Genomic DNA, 16,078 nt, shown 5'->3' with positions numbered 1-16,078 from the left:
CGGCAGGCTTCCCCGCCTCATCGACGCCATCTGCGCAGGCCAGCTCGACTGCGTGACCTTCACCAGCGCGCCCGCCGTCGACGCCCTGTTCAGCACTGCCGCCGAAGCCGGTTTGGAGGACCAGGTGACGGAGCGCTTCCGCTCCGGCACGATCGCCGCAGCCGTAGGTCCGGTCACCGCGCAGCCACTGCTCGACGCCGGAATTACGCCTATTGTGCCGGAGCGGTTCCGCATGGGCGCGCTGATCCGTCTGGTCTGCGACCATCTGGCCGAGCATTCCGTGCATCAGGTGGCCACCCGGTCCGGGCACGTGGAGCTGAGGGGCCGCTCGGTCAGGGTGGACGAGGTACGGGTGGACCTCGCGCCGGCACAGCTGGTCCTGTTCAGGGCCCTGCTGGGTGCGAAGGGCGCGGTGCTGAGCCGGGACGCCCTGACGGCAACGCTGGCACGGACCGGTGCCGGCCATGCCCTGGACATGAACGCCAACCGCCTCCGCAAGGCGCTCCCCGACGCGGGGCTTATCGAGACCGTGGTCAAGCGAGGCTACCGGCTGCACGTGTGAGCCCAGGGCGGGCTGTGACAGTGCACACATGTTCAATAAGCTTGCTCCTCCTGGTGAGTGTTCCTACGTTGAGAAGGTCAGCCTGCGGGTCCGCACTGACAGACATCTGAACCGAACGATCACAAGGGAGTATTCGTGAAAAGGTTCACCGGCGCATCACTGGCGCTTTCACTATCACTGGCCGTCGGGGTGGCGGGGGCAGGAACTCTCCCAGCCCATGCAAAGAGCAACGAAGGCTCCGGGGAGAAAAAACAGGCCTCCCAGCCGACGGTGGAACGGGTAACGCCCATCCCGGAGATAACGCAGCTTCCCATAACCGACGAGTCATATCCGTTCGGTGCGGCAGATCACCAACTGGTTCCGGAGGACCTGCCGGATCAGGGCTACGTGGAAGAGGAGTACCTCGCAAGCGGCAACGCCAACGTCTACACCTGGCCTGCTCCTGGACCTGCCGTCATCCGCACGGAAGACGCACCCTACACAACACGGGTCCTTGTCCGGAAACCGGCGAAGGGCCAGCACTTCAGCGGCAACGTCGTGGTGGAAATGCTCAACCCCTCAAACCTGTTCGATCTGAACATCGGATGGGCAGTGGCCCACGAGCAGATCGTGAACAACGGGGATGCCTGGGTAGGAATTACTGCCAAACCGATTGCTGTCGACGCCCTGAAGAACTTCGACGCTGAGCGCTATGGTTCCCTGTCGTATGCGAATCCACTTTCGCTGGACGATCCTCAAAACTGCCTGACGGTGGCAGCGGACAGCGCCAGAACAACCGAAAACGGCTTGGTATGGGACATCTACAGCCAGGTCGGCGCGTGGTTGAAGAGTGACACATCGTCAAATCCGCTGGCCTACGGGGGCGATTCGGCCCTCGTGGAGAAGGCTTACGGACTCGGTTACTCACAAACCGGCGGCTATCTGGCCAACTACATCAACGGCGTGCAGCCCCACGTCATCGAGTCGGACGGCGCGCCGATCTATGACGGCTACATCGTGGGTGTGGCAGGTGGTGCCTTCGCCGGAGCCTACCCGATGAACCAGTGCGAAAGCGCGCCCGCAGCCGATGACCCCCGCCGTCAGTTCCAGGACGTCGGAGTACCGATCATCCGCATGATGTCCCAGTCCGACTACCTCGCAGGCATCGGCTCACGCAGGGCGGACAGCGACGAGCCCGGTGACCGCTACCGCCACTACGAGATGGCCGGCGCCGGCCATGCCACTCCGGATGAACTGTATTTCTCAGCCACTTCTGAAGACATCGTGGCCGCCGGACGAACAGTTCCCCCCATGAGCTGCAATGAAGGACCACGCAGCCGTTTCCCGAGCTCCATCTTTTTCAATGCTGCCTTGCAGAACCTCGATCTATGGGTGCGGGACGGTGTTGCTCCACCACGGGCAGAACCAATCCTGGTGGAAAACGGTGCACCGGTACTCGATGAATTCGGCAACGTGCAGGGTGGGCTGCGCTCCCCTTACCTTGATGTGCCGACGAGCACCTGGTACGGAACCGCGACAGGAGCGTCCTTCTGCTTCATTGCCGGATACGAACGCCCGCTCGATGATGAGACGATCGCCGGTCTGTACCCGACCCACAGGTCCTACGTGAAAGCAGTGAAAGACAATGCGAAGGACTTGGAGGATCAGCGCTTCCTGACAAAGGAGGACGTACGGAAGCTCCGCAAGGAGGCCGCGCAGGCTGACATCCCCTGACCCAAGTCGCGGTGGAGCCTCTACGTGGAGCGGGGTGGAACTACACGTAGAGGCTCTTCTGACATACCGGCCACGTAGGATTCCTTCATGACACCCAATCGAGGGCTCGCGCTCTTCAGGTTCTGGTTTGCCGTGCTTGGGTTTTCGGCCGTATTTTTCCAGTTGACACACCTTCTGCAAAACGTTCCCGGCGCCACTGCATGGAACTTCTTCAGCTACTTCACCATCGAATCCAACATTATCGCCGTTCTTACCCTGGCAATCGCCGGCCGGTACGCGTGGAAGGGCAACAGCCCCCGCTGGCTTGAACTCCTGCGTGGTGCTGCGACTATCTATATGACCATCACCGGGATTGTCTACAATCTTCTGTTGAGCAATATTGACGTCAACACTCCGATCCCCTGGATCAACGTCGTGCTGCACTTCACCATCCCGACGATCATGGTGATCGACTGGCTTGTTGACCTCCCCGGTACGAGGGTCCCTGTCCGCACCTCGCTGGTCTGGCTCGCGTTCCCTCTCCTCTATCTGGCCTACAGCTTGATTAGAGGTCCCCTCGTTGACTGGTACCCCTACCCATTCCTGGACCCCCGAATCAGCGGCTACGAAGCGGTTGCTGCCATGTCGGTGGCGATCGCGGCAGCAGCCTTCCTCTTCGCCCTCATTGCCGCGTTCTCCACGCGACTTCACATCGCACGGACACCCGCGGAGGCCACCTCGCGCACTGTCGAGACAAACCTCAAGTCCGACGCGGGGACGGTCGCCTAAGCACCGGGCGTCCCTCCTTCACGAGTGAGCGGTGGAGGAGACAAGTTCGGCGTGAAGCGCATATTCAGAGCTGACGTCCTGAACGATCGGCCGATCTTGGTCGGCAATTATCCTGCAGCGATAATCGGTATTTCTCATCGAACCGGATATATCCTTATTCTGATCTATATCTACATGACGTTGGAATTGGTGGTCGACCTGAATTCAGCGCACGACACTGGAAGTATGCAGATCCAGTAACGACCGCTCAGGCACCTGAGAGCCCCAAATCACCGCTATCCCAAATCACCGCGATCCCAGATCACGGACATCGACGAGCCTCACGGAACGGCTGCCACTGCGAAGTGCTGCTCGATGATCCTCCGGATGTCGCCGTGGCACCCGCCGCAGCCCGATCCCGCCCGCGTATTCGAGGACACCTCGCCGACCGTAGCGCAGCCGGCCGCCACAGACTGTTCGACGACATCGCGCCGGATACCCGCGCACCGGCACAGGGTGGAATCGCCGGCCGGGGCCCCGACCGCGAGCGCCGTCTCCGCCGTGTCCAGCCGCAGGAGGCTCGACCGGTCAGCAGGAAGCTCGCCGCCGCGTTCGAAGAGGAGCACGAGTTCCGCCCCCGTGCGCGGCATCCCGATGCACACCAGCCCGGTCAGGACGCCGTCGCGCGTCACCATCTTGACGTACTGGCCGTGCCCCGAATCCGCCCACACCGCAACGTCCAGCCCGTTCCCGGCGTCCCAAAGCCCTACGCCGGTGTCCCCGGCCGCCACGGCGTCGAAGCCGCAGGCCTTGAGCATGACGACGGCGTCACGGCGCCGCGGCGGTTCCGGCGTCGTACCGGCCGGGCCGAGCGCCGCCCCCGTGAGCCCCGCCGCGAAGGCTGCGCCCACCTGGTCCGCCTGCAACCAGCCGGGCCCGATCACGCCCTGCGGCGCGGTGACTATGGAGCAGGGAGCACATGCGGGATCCGTGCATCTCACCTCGGCACAGTCGCCGATGGCCCAGATCCTGTCCCCGCCGCGCACCTGGAGGGAGTGATCCACCAGGACGCCGTCCCGGGTCTCCAGCAGCGCATCGGCGGCGAGCTGCACGCGCGGACGCACGCCGCACGCGATGACCAGGGCGTCCGCCGGGACCACGGTGCCGTCTCCCATCGCCAGTCCGGTGATGCGGCCGTCGTCGAGCTCCAGTCCGAGCGCCGCCCCGGAGACCAGACGGATGCCGGCGCTTTCGAGGGCGTACCCCACCAACAGCGCTCCCTCGCCCATCAGTCGCTCCAGGGGATGCCGTCCATGATGGACGAGGGTGACATCGGCGCCCTCCTCCGCGGCGGCCAGGGCGGCTTCGATGCCGAGCAGGCCGCCGCCGAGCACGACGAGGCGTGATCCCCCTGCAAGTGCAGCCGACAGCGCGCGGGCGTCTTCGAGGTCGCGCAGGAAGCCGACCCCGGCGGGCAGTGCCGCGGCGTCATCCGCTCCGGCCAGCGGCGGCAGGACGGGTGAGGATCCGGTGGCGAGGACGAGCCGGTCGTAGGGAACCGTGGCGCCGTCGTCCGAGTGGATCTGCTGGATGTTCCGATCGATGCGCTGCACCGTCGACCCGAGCCGGACGTCGATCCCGGCCGACCGCAGCGCCGCGGTGTCGGCGAGCCGGAGAACCTCCTCGGGTGTCCGGCCGACCGCGACATCAGCCACGAGGACGCGGTTGTAGGCGGCGTCCTTTTCCTGACCGAGAATGGTCAGCTGCACCAGGCCGGCGGCGACGAACGGTTCGAGGTGCTCGGTGAGCCGTGCCGCGACCGGCCCGAAGCCGACGATGACAATACGTTCCGGTGTGCTGCGGGATGGTGCCGTCATGCGATTGCCTCCAGCAGGGGACGGGCCGTCACGGCCGGCTCGACGCGTGCAACCCGCACCGGCGTCGTCTTGAACCCGGGCATTCCGGACACAGGGTCGGTGGCGCTGCCGGTGAGGCGGTTGGCGCTCTGGTGGTCCGGGTAGTGGAAGGCCAGAAAGACCGTGTCCTGTCGCGTCTCGGCGGTCAGGTCAGCGGTCGCGCGGACCTCACCGTTGCTGCTGGTCACGACGACGGCGTCACCATCGCCGATCGCGAGGTTGCTCGCCGTTCCGGGATGGATCTGCAGCCGTGCCATGGGCTGGGCTGCGAGGAGGCTGGGCACCCTGCGGGTCTGAGTGCCGGACTGGTAGTGCTCCAGCAGCCGGCCGGTCGCCAGCAGCAGGGGGGCGGGCGAGCGCAGCGCCGTCGTGCCCGCATTCGGCGAAACCGGTACAAGTGACGCGCGGCCGTCGGGAGTGGCAAACCGCTCGAGGAAGAGCCGCGGTGTGCCGGCGCTGCCTGCGGGGTACGGCCAGTAGGCGGGGGCATCCGCGTCGAGGACCTGGTAGTCGAGGCCGGAGTAGTCGGCCGGCCCGCCGGCGCTCGCTCGTGCGAGCTCGGCGAACATGGTCTCGGGATCATCGCTGAAGAGTGAGGGCGCCTGCAGCAGGCCGGCAAGCTCGGCCCAGATCCACAGCTCGCTGCGGGCGCCGGGGGGAGGGATGGCGGCCGCCCGCCGACGGAGGACCCTGCCCTCGAGGTTGGTCATGGTTCCCTCCTCCTCGGCCCACTGCAGCACCGGCAGCACGAGGTCCGCTTCGGCCGCGGTTTCGGAAAGGAAGAAATCGGCGACGACGAGGAAGTCCAGGCGCCGAAGTCCATCGATGACCCGCCCGGCGTCCGGTGCTGACACCGCGACGTTGGCTCCGTGGACGAAGAGGCAGCGGACGCCGTCGTCCTGTCCGAGGGTCGCCAGGAGCTGGACAGCGGGAAGGCCCGGTCCCGGAATGGCCGTCTCGGGGATGCCCCAGACGCGCGCCACGTGCTCCCGCGCCGCAGGATCGCTGATCTTCCGGTAGCCGGGGAGCTGGTCGGCCTTCTGGCCGTGTTCGCGTCCGCCCTGCCCGTTGCCCTGGCCGGTGAGGGTGCCGTAGCCGCTGTTCATGCGTCCCGGCAGGCCCAGGAGGAGTGCGAGGTTGATCGCGGCGGTGGTGGTGTCGGTTCCATCGGTGTGCTGTTCCACGCCGCGGCCGGTGAGGACGTACGCTCCAGGCCCACCCTCCCTGCCGGTGCGGCAGCGGCGGCAAGCAGCCGTGCAGTGGCGCGGATGCTCGAAGCCGGAACGCCGGTGATGCCCGCGACGCGCTCGGGCCACCACGACGCGACCGATGCGATGATCTCCCGCACTCCATGGGTGCGCTCGCGGAGGTAGTCGGTGTCGGTGAGCTGCTCGGTGACGAGCACATGCGCGAGCCCGAGCAGGAGCGCCAGATCGGTGCCGGGAGTGGGCTGGAGGTGGTGGCCCAGACGATCGTCGGTGAGCCTGGCGGTCGCCGATCGGCGCGGGTCGACGACGATCAGGCCCCCCGCGGCCTGGGCCGCCCGGAGGTGCTGGACGAACGGCGGCATGGTGTCCGCGGTATTGGAGCCCAGCAGCAGGACCGCGCCGGCCGTACCGAGGTCCTCCAACGGGAACGGGAGCCCGCGATCGACGCCGAACGCACGGTTTCCGGCGGCGGCGGCCGAGGACATGCAGAACCGTCCGTTGTAATCGATCCGCGAGGTTCCCAGCGCTACCCGGGCGAACTTCCCGAGCGTGTAGGCCTTTTCGTTGGTGAGCCCGCCGCCGCCGAACACGCCGACGGCGTCCATTCCATACCGCTCCTGCGCCGCGAGCACGCGGTCCCGGATGGTGGTGAGCGCGGTGTCCCAACTGACCCGATGGAGTTCCCCGTCCGGTCCGCGCAGGAGCGGTTCGGTCACACGGTCGGGGTGCTGCAGGAGGTCGGCCGCGGACCAGCCCTTGCGGCAGAGCCCGCCACGGTTGGTGGGGAAGTCCCGCCCCTGCACGGTGGGCACGGTGGGGGTTCCGCCGTCGAGTGCGGTGATTTCCCCGTCGGGCGCGGTAAGCGTCATGGCGCACTGGAGGGCGCAGTAGGGGCAGTGGGTGGGAACGGCGGTGCCCATCGTCAGACCTCGCGCATCGCGCTGGAGCGGCGGAGGTAGCAGAACCAGGTGAGGCCGAGCATCAGTGCATAGGCGGCAACGAACCCGTAGAAGGCATAGTCGTAGCTGCCGGAAGCGCTCGCGGACGCATTGAGGACCTGCGGGATGACGAACCCGCCGTAGGCGCCGATGGCTGAGATCAGCCCGAGTGCGGCGGCTGACTTCCGCGCGGTGCTGACGGAATCGCGGACGGGGCCCGCGCTTGTCAGGACGGTGCCGGTGCCCGGCTGGCCGGTACCTGGCTGGCCGGTGCTTATCCGCTCGGCCGCCCCGCGCCGGGCGAAGATCATCGGGATCATGCGGTAGGTTGCTCCGTTGCCGGCGCCGGCCGCGGCGAACAGTGCGAGGAAGAGTGCAAGGAAGAGCCAGAAGTTGGCCAGGGGAAGTGTCCACACTTCGGCCAGGGCGGCAGCACCCATGACGGCGAAGGCGCAGACCGTGATGAACGCGCCGCCGCAGCGGTCCGCCAGCCTGCCACCGAAGGGACGTGCGAGGGAGCCGACCAGCGGGCCGAGGAAGGCGAGTGAGAGCGTGGCCCCCGCCATGTCGAGCGTGGAGAACGTGGGGAAGACATCCACGATCAGCTTGGGGAAGACACCGGCAAATCCGATGAACGAGCCGAAGGTGCCGATGTAGAGGACGGACATGATCCACAGGTGCGGTTCCTTCAGCGCGGCCAGCGAACCGGCGATGTCCGACTTCGCATTCGAGAGGTTGTCCATGTACTTCCAGGCACCGAAGGCTGCCGCGAGGATCAGCGGCACCCAGATCCACCCTGCGAGTGGAAGGCCCAGGGTGACGGCGGCGGTGAGGGCGACGACGAGGGGAACCACGAGCTGCGCAACGGCGGCACCCAGGTTGCCGCCGGCTGCGTTGAGCCCGAGGGCCCAGCCCTTTTCGCGGGCAGGATAGAAGAAGGTGATGTTCGCCATCGAGCTGGCGAAGTTGCCGCCGCCGAAGCCTGCCAGTGCGGCCACTGCAAGCATCACGCCGAACGGGGTGTCGGGATTCGCGACACAGAGTGCGAGTCCGATCGAGGGGACCAGGAGCAGCAGGGCCGAGATGACGGTCCAGTTCCGGCCCCCGAACCGGGGCACCATGAAGGTGTAGGGGATGCGCAGTGTGGCCCCGACGAGGGACGGCATCGAGATGAGCCAGAAGATCTGCGGAGTGGTGAAGGTGAAGCCGGCGGCGGGCAGGTAGACCACCACGATCGACCAGAGTTGCCAGACGACGAAGCCGAGGAACTCGCAGGCGATGGACCATTGCAGGTTCCGTTTGGCGATGGCCTTGCCGGGCCCGTTCCACTGCTCCGCGTCCTCGGCGTCCCAGTTGTCGATCCAGCGGCCGGCGCGGTGCCCGAGGGGGGCCGGACCGGCTGTCGCCGGTGGTGCCAGTCCGGCCGGATGAATAGCTCTGTCAACGCTCATGATGCGTCCTCCGATGGAAATGGCTGCTGCATTCCCTCGAGGCTATGGAGCGTGCATTTCTGCGCCGGACCGCTCACGTAAACGATGCGTGACATTCACCTATCGGCGTTGGCTGGGCGCTGTGAGACTGCGGAGCAGGCGGCGCTCGGTAGTCCGGTCTTCAGTAGCCCGGTCTTCAGTAGCCCGGCGCTGCCGGGAGCCCGAAGTACTCCTCGAACGTGGCGATGTTCCCCGCCTGCATGGCGCCGGCAACCTCTGGTCCGACGTAGCGGAGGTGCCACGGCTCCCAGGAGTAGCCCGTGATCCCGTCGAAGCCCTGGGGATAGCGCACGATGAACCCGTACGCCGCCGCATTGGCGGAGGTCCACTGGGCGGAAGTGGTGCCGCTGAAGCAGGTCGCCAGGGTGCACGTGCCGTCGTCCTGTCCCACATCGACAGCCAGGCCCGTCTGATGCTCCGAATATCCGGGCCGCGCCGAGATGGTCTCCGCCAGTGCAGCGTTCCCGTACTGGCGCACCCAGTAGGCGTAGGTCGACTCCTGGTCCGTGTACGAGCGGTACGCGCTGACCACCGTCAGACCCACCCCGTCCGCCTGGGCGGCTGCGAACATCCGCTCGACGGCGTCCGCGGCATCCGGCCGGAGCAGGGCGCTCCCCGCCGAGGGGCCGAGCGCAACGCGGGGCAGAACGAGTTCCGCCGGCACGAAGCCCGGTGGATCCAGCGGCCGCTGCTTGTTGACGACGACGCCGATCGACGACGGGTCCGAAAGGGAGTCGGGCGCGTCTCCAGCGGGATCCGAAGCTGCAGCCGCTTCCGAAGGGGAAGACTGGATGCCCGGAACCGATGCCTCGGGCGACGACGGCGGCGACGGCGACGAGGCGGGGGAGGGCGCCGGGGAAGCGGGCTCCCCCGGGGCTGATTGCCCTGTCGGCTCGGCTCCTGGGGACGACGCGGGGGCGGAGGGAGAGGGAGTGGAACTTGCGGAAGCCGCCGTCGTTCCCGCATCGGCAGCGGGACCCTCCGATGCGCTGCACGCGGACAGGAGCAGGGCGCCCAGCAGCAGGGCAGGGAGCCGCACGGCAGTGAGGCTGCGGGCGGGAAGCCGCGCGGCAGGGCGCCGGACCCGCGGGGCTGTCAGGTTTTCCGTAGCAGCATCCTCCGGATCGAGTGGTCCGACTCCTTGGTCAGCACGAGCTGCGCCCGCCCCCGCGTGGGCAGCACGTTCTGCATGAGGTTCGGCTCGTTGATCCGCCGCCAGATGCCCTGCGCCGTCTCCCGCGCCTCGTCGTCCGAGAGTCCGGCGTACCGGTGGAAGTAGGACTCGGGGTCCGCGAAGGCACCGGAGCGCAGTGACTGGAACCGCTGGATGTACCACTGCTCGATATAGGACGTCTTCGCGTCCACGTAGAGGGAGAAATCGAAGAAGTCGCTGAGGGCCAGGCCCGTGATGCCGTCCGGCCGGGCCCGTGCCGGCGCGAGGACGTTCAGGCCCTCGACGATCAGGACGTCGGGCCGGCGCACCACCACTTCCCGGCCGGGAACGATGTCATAGATCAGGTGCGAGTACCAGGGAGCACGCACTTCCTCGGCGCCGCTCTTGACCTCGCTCACGAAGCGGAGGAGCCGGCGTCGGTCGTAGGACTCGGGAAACCCCTTGCGCTCCATCAGCCCGCGGCGCTGGAGCTCGGCATTGGGGTAGAGGAAGCCGTCGGTGGTGACGAGCTCGACGCTGGGCGATTCGGGCCACCGGCGCAGCAGGTCGCGGAGCACACGCGCCGTCGTCGACTTCCCCACGGCCACCGAACCCGCCACGCCGATCACGAAGGGGGTTCGCCGGGTTGTTTCTCCGAGGAAGGTGTTGGTGGCCGCGTGCAGTTCGCCGGCCGCGGCGATGTAGAGATTCAGGAGCCGCGAGAGGGGGAGATAGACCTCACGGACCTCGTCGAGGTTCAGTGCGTCGCCGAGCCCGCGCAGCCTCTGGATGTCCTCGGAGTTCAGGGGGGATTCGATCTCGTTGGACAGGCGTGCCCACATCTGTCGGTCGAGTTCCACGAAGGGCGTGAAAGTTTCGGGACCGTTGGCCTGTTGAGTAGCCGGGCTTCGATCGATCACCCTGAGCATTCTGCCTGTTGGCCTTGACATTAACAAACCCCTGCTGCCGGTAGGCTTGAGCGCATGTGTGGAATCGTAGGTTATGTTGGCCGCGAACGCGGGCAGGTCCTCTCAACGCTGGAGAATGTTCCGCCGGCGGTTGAGTTCGCTGATAGCTCTGCCGATGAGGGGGGCAGGCATGGGGCCCTCGACGTCGTGATGGAGGGCCTGCGGCGGCTCGAGTACCGCGGGTACGACTCCGCGGGCGTAGCCGTGCTGACGCCGTCGGGCATCGAATCCCGCAAGAAGGCGGGCAAGCTGACCAACCTGGTGCAGGAGCTCGCGGCGGAGCCGTTGCCGCGATCGCTGACCGGCATCGGTCACACGCGCTGGGCCACCCACGGCGGCCCGACCGACCAGAACGCGCACCCGCACCTCGCCGACCAGGGCAGGCTGGCCCTCATCCACAACGGCATCATCGAGAACTATGCCGAGCTCAAGGCGGAACTGCTCGCCGAGGGCCTCACGTTCATCTCCGACACCGACACCGAGGTGGCCGCCGGGCTGCTGGGTGTCATCTACCGCGGTCTCAAGGACGGCGGAGCGAAGGGCGATGTGCTCACCCTCGCCATGCAGCAGGCCTGCCAGCGCCTCGAAGGTGCCTTCACCCTGCTCGCGATCCACGAGGACCAGCCCGGAGTGGTCACGGCAGGGCGCCGGAACTCGCCCCTCGTGGTGGGCCTCGGCGACGGCGAGAACTTCCTCGGCTCCGACGTCTCCGGCTTCATCGACTTCACCCGCCGCGCGGTGGAGCTCGGCCAGGACCAGATCGTCACCATCACACCCGACGACGTCGTCATCACCGACTTCTTCGGCAACCCTGCGGAGGGCACCGAGTTCCACGTGAACTGGGATGCCGCTGCAGCGGAAAAGGGCGGATACGACTCCTTCATGGAGAAGGAGATCCACGACCAGCCCGACGCCGTGGGCCAGACCCTGCTGGGGCGCTCCGACATCAAGGGCAACCTCGTGCTCGACGAGCTGCGCATCGACGAATCGATCCTCCGATCCGTCGACAAGATCGTGGTCCTCGCCTGCGGCACCTCCGCCTACGCCGGCCAGGTGGCCAAGTACGCCATCGAGCACTGGTGCCGCATTCCCACCGAGGTGGAGCTCTCGCACGAGTTCCGGTACCGCGACCCGATCGTCAACGAGAAGACCCTCGTGGTCGCCATCTCGCAGTCCGGCGAGACCATGGACACCCTGATGGCCGTGCGCTACGCCCGCGAGCAGGGTGCCAAGGTCGTGGCGATCTGCAACACCAACGGCTCCACCATTCCGCGTGAATCGGACGCCGTGCTCTACACCCACGCCGGCCCCGAGATCGCCGTTGCCTCGACGAAGGCGTTCCTCGCCCAGATCACCGCCGCGTACCTGCTCGGTCTCTACCTCGCGCAGCTGCGCGGCAACAAGTTCCGCGACGAGATCGCCACGGTGATGGAGGACCTCACGGAGATCCCCGCGAAGATCCAGACCGTCCTCGACAACGCCGACAAGATCAAGCAGCTCGGTGCTGACATGTCCGAGGCGAAGTCGGTGCTGTTCCTCGGCCGGCATGTGGGGTTCCCGGTGGCTATGGAGGGTGCGCTCAAACTCAAGGAGCTCGCCTACATCCATGCCGAGGGCTTCGCCGCGGGCGAGCTCAAGCACGGCCCGATCGCGCTGATCGAGGAGGGCCAGCCCGTAGTGGTGGTCATGCCGTCGTCGTCGGCGCGGAACTCGCTGCACGCGAAGGTGGTCTCGAACGTCCAGGAGATCCGGGCGCGCGGGGCCGTGACCATCGTGATCGCCGAGGAGGGCGACACCTCGGTGGAGGCGTACTCGGAGCACGTGTTCTACGTTCCGGCGACGCCGACGCTCCTCGCGCCGCTGCTCACCACGGTTCCGCTGCAGATCTTCGCGCTCGCGCTGGCCAGCGCGAAGGGCTACGACGTGGACCAGCCCCGGAACCTTGCCAAATCCGTCACGGTTGAGTAGGGCGCGCCCGGGTATCTGCCGGGGTGTGTCCCTGTGATCATCGGGATCGGCATGGACGTGGTCGATATCGAGCGCTTCCGGCTGCAGCTCCAGCGGACGCCCGGCCTCGTGACGAGGCTTTTCGTGCCCGCGGAACGGGAGCTGACCATCCGGTCACTTGCCGCGCGTTTCGCGGCGAAGGAGGCAGTGGCCAAGGCTCTCGGCGCGCCCGTCGGCATGAACTGGCAGGACTGCTGCATCGCGGTCGACGCCGCGGGCGTGCCCTCCGTGGAGGTGTGCCGAACCGTGGCGGCCGCGGCGGCCCGGCTCGGCATCACCGAGTGGCACCTCTCCCTCAGCCACGACGGTGGGCTGGCGACAGCAATGGTGGTCGCCGAGGGTACACCTGTGTCGCAGGCCACAGCGGAAAATAGTAACCCGGCTGACGATCGGGCCGGGGGCCGCTAAGCTCGTACCTATGCTCAATGCCTTCACCGGCGCCCAGGTCCGCTCGGCCGAGGCACCGTTCCTCGCTGCCGGACACGGCGACGCCCTGATGCAGAAAGCCGCCCACGGTCTGTTTCGGGTGGCCCTCGGCATGCTCCGTTCGGCCGGTCACAGCGCGATCTCCAGCACCGTCATGGTGCTCGCCGGCCCGGGGAACAACGGTGGTGACGCCCTCTACGCAGGGGAGCGCCTGCTGCGCCGCGGGGTGGCCGTCACGGCGATCACCGTCGCCGAGCAGGTACATCCCGACGCTGCTGCGGCCTTCACCCTGCGGGGCGGACGGCTCCGGCACCTGACCCAGGACAACCTTCCCGACCTCGCAGCGCAGGCCGCACGGGTGCACCTGGTCATCGACGGAATCCTCGGCACCGGTGCGCGCGGCGGTCTGCGGGGGAGTGCGGCCGAGCTCGTGTCGACCATCAACACCCGGGCGGGCCTGCGGGGACAGCGGTCCCTGCTGGTGGTCGCGTGCGATGTGCCCAGCGGCGTGAACGTCGATACCGGCGAGCTGTCCGACCCGGTCCTGTTCGCCGACGCGACAGTCACCTTCGGTGCGGCGAAGAGCGGGCTGCTGGTTTCGGGCGGGGCGCTGGCGGCGGGCGAGCTGAACGTCGTCGACCTGGGCCTGTTCAAAAGCACCCCGGCCGCTACCGCCCCGGAACCTGCGATGCGCCGGCTGGAGGCGCACGACGTCGCGGCCCTGTACCGCAGGCCGCGCACGGGCGACCACAAGTACACACGCGGCGTGCTCGGCATCGCTGCCGGATCCGCCCAGTATCCGGGGGCCGCAGTCCTCGCCACGGGAGCCGCGCTGGCCACCGGGCTCGGCATGGTCCGCTACCTCGGCCCGACGGCGGTTGCCACGATCATTTCCGCCGTCCACCCGGAGGTGGTCAGCTCCACCGGGGACATCGAGGACGCGCGCTCCCAGGCCTGGCTCGTGGGACCCGGCGCGGTGGAGGACGACGCCCAGGCCCGGCGCGCGCGCGGCGCCATCGCGAGCGGACTGCCCGTGGTGGTCGACGCAGGAGCGCTCCCCGAGGTTCCCGAGCGCGTGGGATCGCACGTGATCCTCACTCCGCACGCGGGGGAGCTGCGGACGCTGCTGGCCTCGCGCGGCATCGACGTCGCGCGCGCGGCGATCGAAGCCGCGCCCGCGCGGTACGCACTCGAGGTGGCCCAGCTCACCGGGGCAACGGTGCTCCTCAAGGGCTTCACCACCATCACCGCCTCGCCCACCGGGGAAGTCTTCAGCCAGGCCGAGGCTCCGCCCTGGCTGGCCACCGCCGGCTCGGGGGACACTCTGTCCGGAATCCTGGGAGCGCTCGTGGCGACGCTGGCGGAGGACGACGGCGCCGCCGCGCGCCTCGGCCTTCCCGCCGGAGCCACCTGGGCGGCCGTCGCTGCCGCGGCGGCACTCATCCACGGACTGGCCGGTGAGCGGGCCGCAGCGGCGGGGCCCGTCGTCGTGTCCGGACTTCCCGTCCACATCGGATCGGTCCTCGCGGATCTCCTCGCGGAGCGGCCCTGACACTGTTCACCCGCAGGACACTCGGCTGTCCTGCGCCTCGACTACACTTTCCTCGAAACTTTCCTCGAAATATCGAAAACCCCCACAAGGAGCACTCATGGAATTATGGCCCGGCGACGCGTACCCCCTGGGCGCGACCTATGACGGCACGGGAACGAACTTCGCCCTCTACAGCGAGATCGCGGATTCGATCGTGCTCTGCCTGTTCGACGACGACGGCACGGAAACCTGCGTCGAGCTGAAGGAAGTGGACGGTTACGTCTGGCACGGCTACCTGCCGAACGTGACGCCGGGCCAGAAGTACGGCTACCGGGTCCACGGCCCGAACAACCCTGCCGAGGGTCACCGCTGCAACCCGAACAAGCTCCTCCTCGACCCCTACGCGAAGGCGGTGTCGGGCGAGCTCGACTGGGACCAGGCCCTCTTCGGCTACAACTTCGGTGACGAGCACTCGGTCAACAACGAGGACTCCGCCCCGCACATGATGCTGGGCGTGGTGGTGAACCCGTTCTTCAACTGGGACGGCGACCGCATGCCGCGCACGCCGTACCACCAGTCGGTCATCTACGAGGCGCACGTCAAGGGCCTCACCCAGCTGCACCCGGACATTCCCGAGGAGCAGCGCGGAACCTACGCCGGTGTGGCGCACCCGTCGGTGATCGCGCACCTGCAGAAGCTCGGCGTCACCGCGATCGAGCTCATGCCGGTGCACCAGTTCGTCAATGACAGCACGCTGCAGGAAAAGGGCCTCTCGAACTACTGGGGCTACAACACCATCGGCTTCTTCGCTCCGCACAACACCTACGGTTCGGTGGGCGATCACGGCGAGCAGGTCCAGGAATTCAAGGCCATGGTGCGTGAACTGCACCTGGCCGGCATCGAGGTGATCCTCGACGTGGTCTACAACCACACCGCCGAGGGAAACCACATGGGCCCTACGCTGTCGATGCGCGGCATCGACAACTCGGCCTACTACCGGCTGGTGGAGGACGACAAGCAGTACTACATGGACTACACCGGCACAGGGAACTCGCTCAACGTCGGCAACCCCCACTCCCTGCAGCTCCTCATGGACTCGCTGCGCTACTGGGTCACCGAAATGCACGTGGACGGCTTCCGCTTCGACCTGGCCTCCGCCCTGGCCCGCGAGTTCTACGAGGTGGACCGGCTCTCGGCCTTCTTCGAACTGGTGCAGCAGGATCCCGTGGTGTCGCAGGTCAAGCTCATTGCAGAGCCCTGGGACGTTGGACCCGGCGGCTACCAGGTGGGCAACTTCCCGCCGCAGTGGACGGAATGGAACGGCAAGTACCGGGACACCGTCCGTGACTTCTGGCGGGGCGAGCACTCGAGCATCGGCGAGTTCGCTGCCCGCCTGACCGGCTCGGCCGACCTCTACGA

At 67.4% G+C, this 16,078-nt stretch carries 11 protein-coding genes and 1 pseudogene; 7 read left to right on the top strand and 5 right to left on the bottom strand.

The annotated features are described in order from the left end of the window. The 3 genes from Y704_RS21670 to Y704_RS21665 all read left to right on the top strand — a co-directional run. The coding region (locus Y704_RS21670; protein WP_173401145.1) for a uroporphyrinogen-III synthase at positions 1–562 on the top strand (562 nt) is incomplete at its 5' end. A 135-nt stretch (positions 563–697) separates the two neighbouring features. After that, positions 698–2,275 carry an alpha/beta hydrolase domain-containing protein gene (locus Y704_RS0114805; RefSeq protein WP_026550694.1) on the top strand — a complete coding sequence of 526 codons (1,578 nt, stop codon included), beginning with the start codon at positions 698–700 and terminating at the stop codon, positions 2,273–2,275. 87 nt (positions 2,276–2,362) lie between these two features. Next, complete coding sequence (locus Y704_RS21665; protein ID WP_173401144.1) at positions 2,363–3,043, top strand: Pr6Pr family membrane protein; 681 nt, start codon at positions 2,363–2,365, stop codon at positions 3,041–3,043. A 320-nt stretch (positions 3,044–3,363) separates the two neighbouring features. Here the strand turns inward: Y704_RS21665 and Y704_RS0114790 are convergent, their stop codons facing one another. From Y704_RS0114790 to coaA, 5 genes and pseudogenes are all read right to left on the bottom strand, one after another. Further along, entirely contained in the window at positions 3,364–4,899 is a 1,536-nt protein-coding gene (locus tag Y704_RS0114790; protein WP_026550692.1) for an FAD-dependent oxidoreductase, read from the bottom strand. Further along, a pseudogene (locus Y704_RS21660) lies at positions 4,896–7,066 on the bottom strand (molybdopterin oxidoreductase family protein). Before Y704_RS21660 ends, Y704_RS0114790 begins: the two are co-directional and overlap by 4 nt. Positions 7,067–7,068: 2 nt before the next feature. Then, positions 7,069–8,535 (bottom strand): MFS transporter, encoded by a 1,467-nt coding sequence (locus tag Y704_RS0114780; protein ID WP_026550691.1) that lies wholly within the window; start codon positions 8,533–8,535, stop codon positions 7,069–7,071. A 175-nt stretch (positions 8,536–8,710) separates the two neighbouring features. Next, a complete protein-coding gene (locus Y704_RS23570; RefSeq protein ID WP_081747684.1) occupies positions 8,711–9,613 on the bottom strand; it encodes a M15 family metallopeptidase in 903 nt (300 codons plus the stop codon). 56 nt (positions 9,614–9,669) lie between these two features. Beyond that, the gene (gene coaA, locus Y704_RS0114770) at positions 9,670–10,656 is read right to left on the bottom strand and encodes a type I pantothenate kinase (RefSeq protein WP_026550689.1); all 987 of its coding nucleotides are present in this window, start codon (positions 10,654–10,656) and stop codon (positions 9,670–9,672) included. Positions 10,657–10,710: 54 nt separating this feature from the next. Between coaA and glmS the strand changes: the two genes are divergently transcribed. The 4 genes from glmS to glgX form a co-directional block, all read left to right on the top strand. After that, positions 10,711–12,663 (top strand): glutamine--fructose-6-phosphate transaminase (isomerizing), encoded by a 1,953-nt coding sequence (gene glmS, locus Y704_RS0114765; RefSeq protein ID WP_026550688.1) that lies wholly within the window; start codon positions 10,711–10,713, stop codon positions 12,661–12,663. Positions 12,664–12,696: 33 nt separating this feature from the next. Next, entirely contained in the window at positions 12,697–13,110 is a 414-nt protein-coding gene (locus Y704_RS21650) for a holo-ACP synthase (protein ID WP_081747683.1), read from the top strand. A gap of 10 nt (positions 13,111–13,120) precedes the next feature. Further along, on the top strand, positions 13,121–14,680 hold the full coding sequence (locus Y704_RS0114755; RefSeq protein ID WP_026550687.1) for an NAD(P)H-hydrate epimerase: 1,560 nt from the start codon (positions 13,121–13,123) through the stop codon (positions 14,678–14,680). A gap of 97 nt (positions 14,681–14,777) precedes the next feature. Then, a partial coding sequence (glgX, locus tag Y704_RS21645; RefSeq protein WP_035772904.1) for a glycogen debranching protein GlgX occupies positions 14,778–16,078 on the top strand: 1,301 nt, incomplete at its 3' end.

Source organism: Arthrobacter sp. Br18 (assembly GCF_000520555.1).
Taxonomy (GTDB): domain Bacteria; phylum Actinomycetota; class Actinomycetes; order Actinomycetales; family Micrococcaceae; genus Arthrobacter_D.
This window is presented reverse-complemented; position numbering and strand designations above follow the sequence as displayed.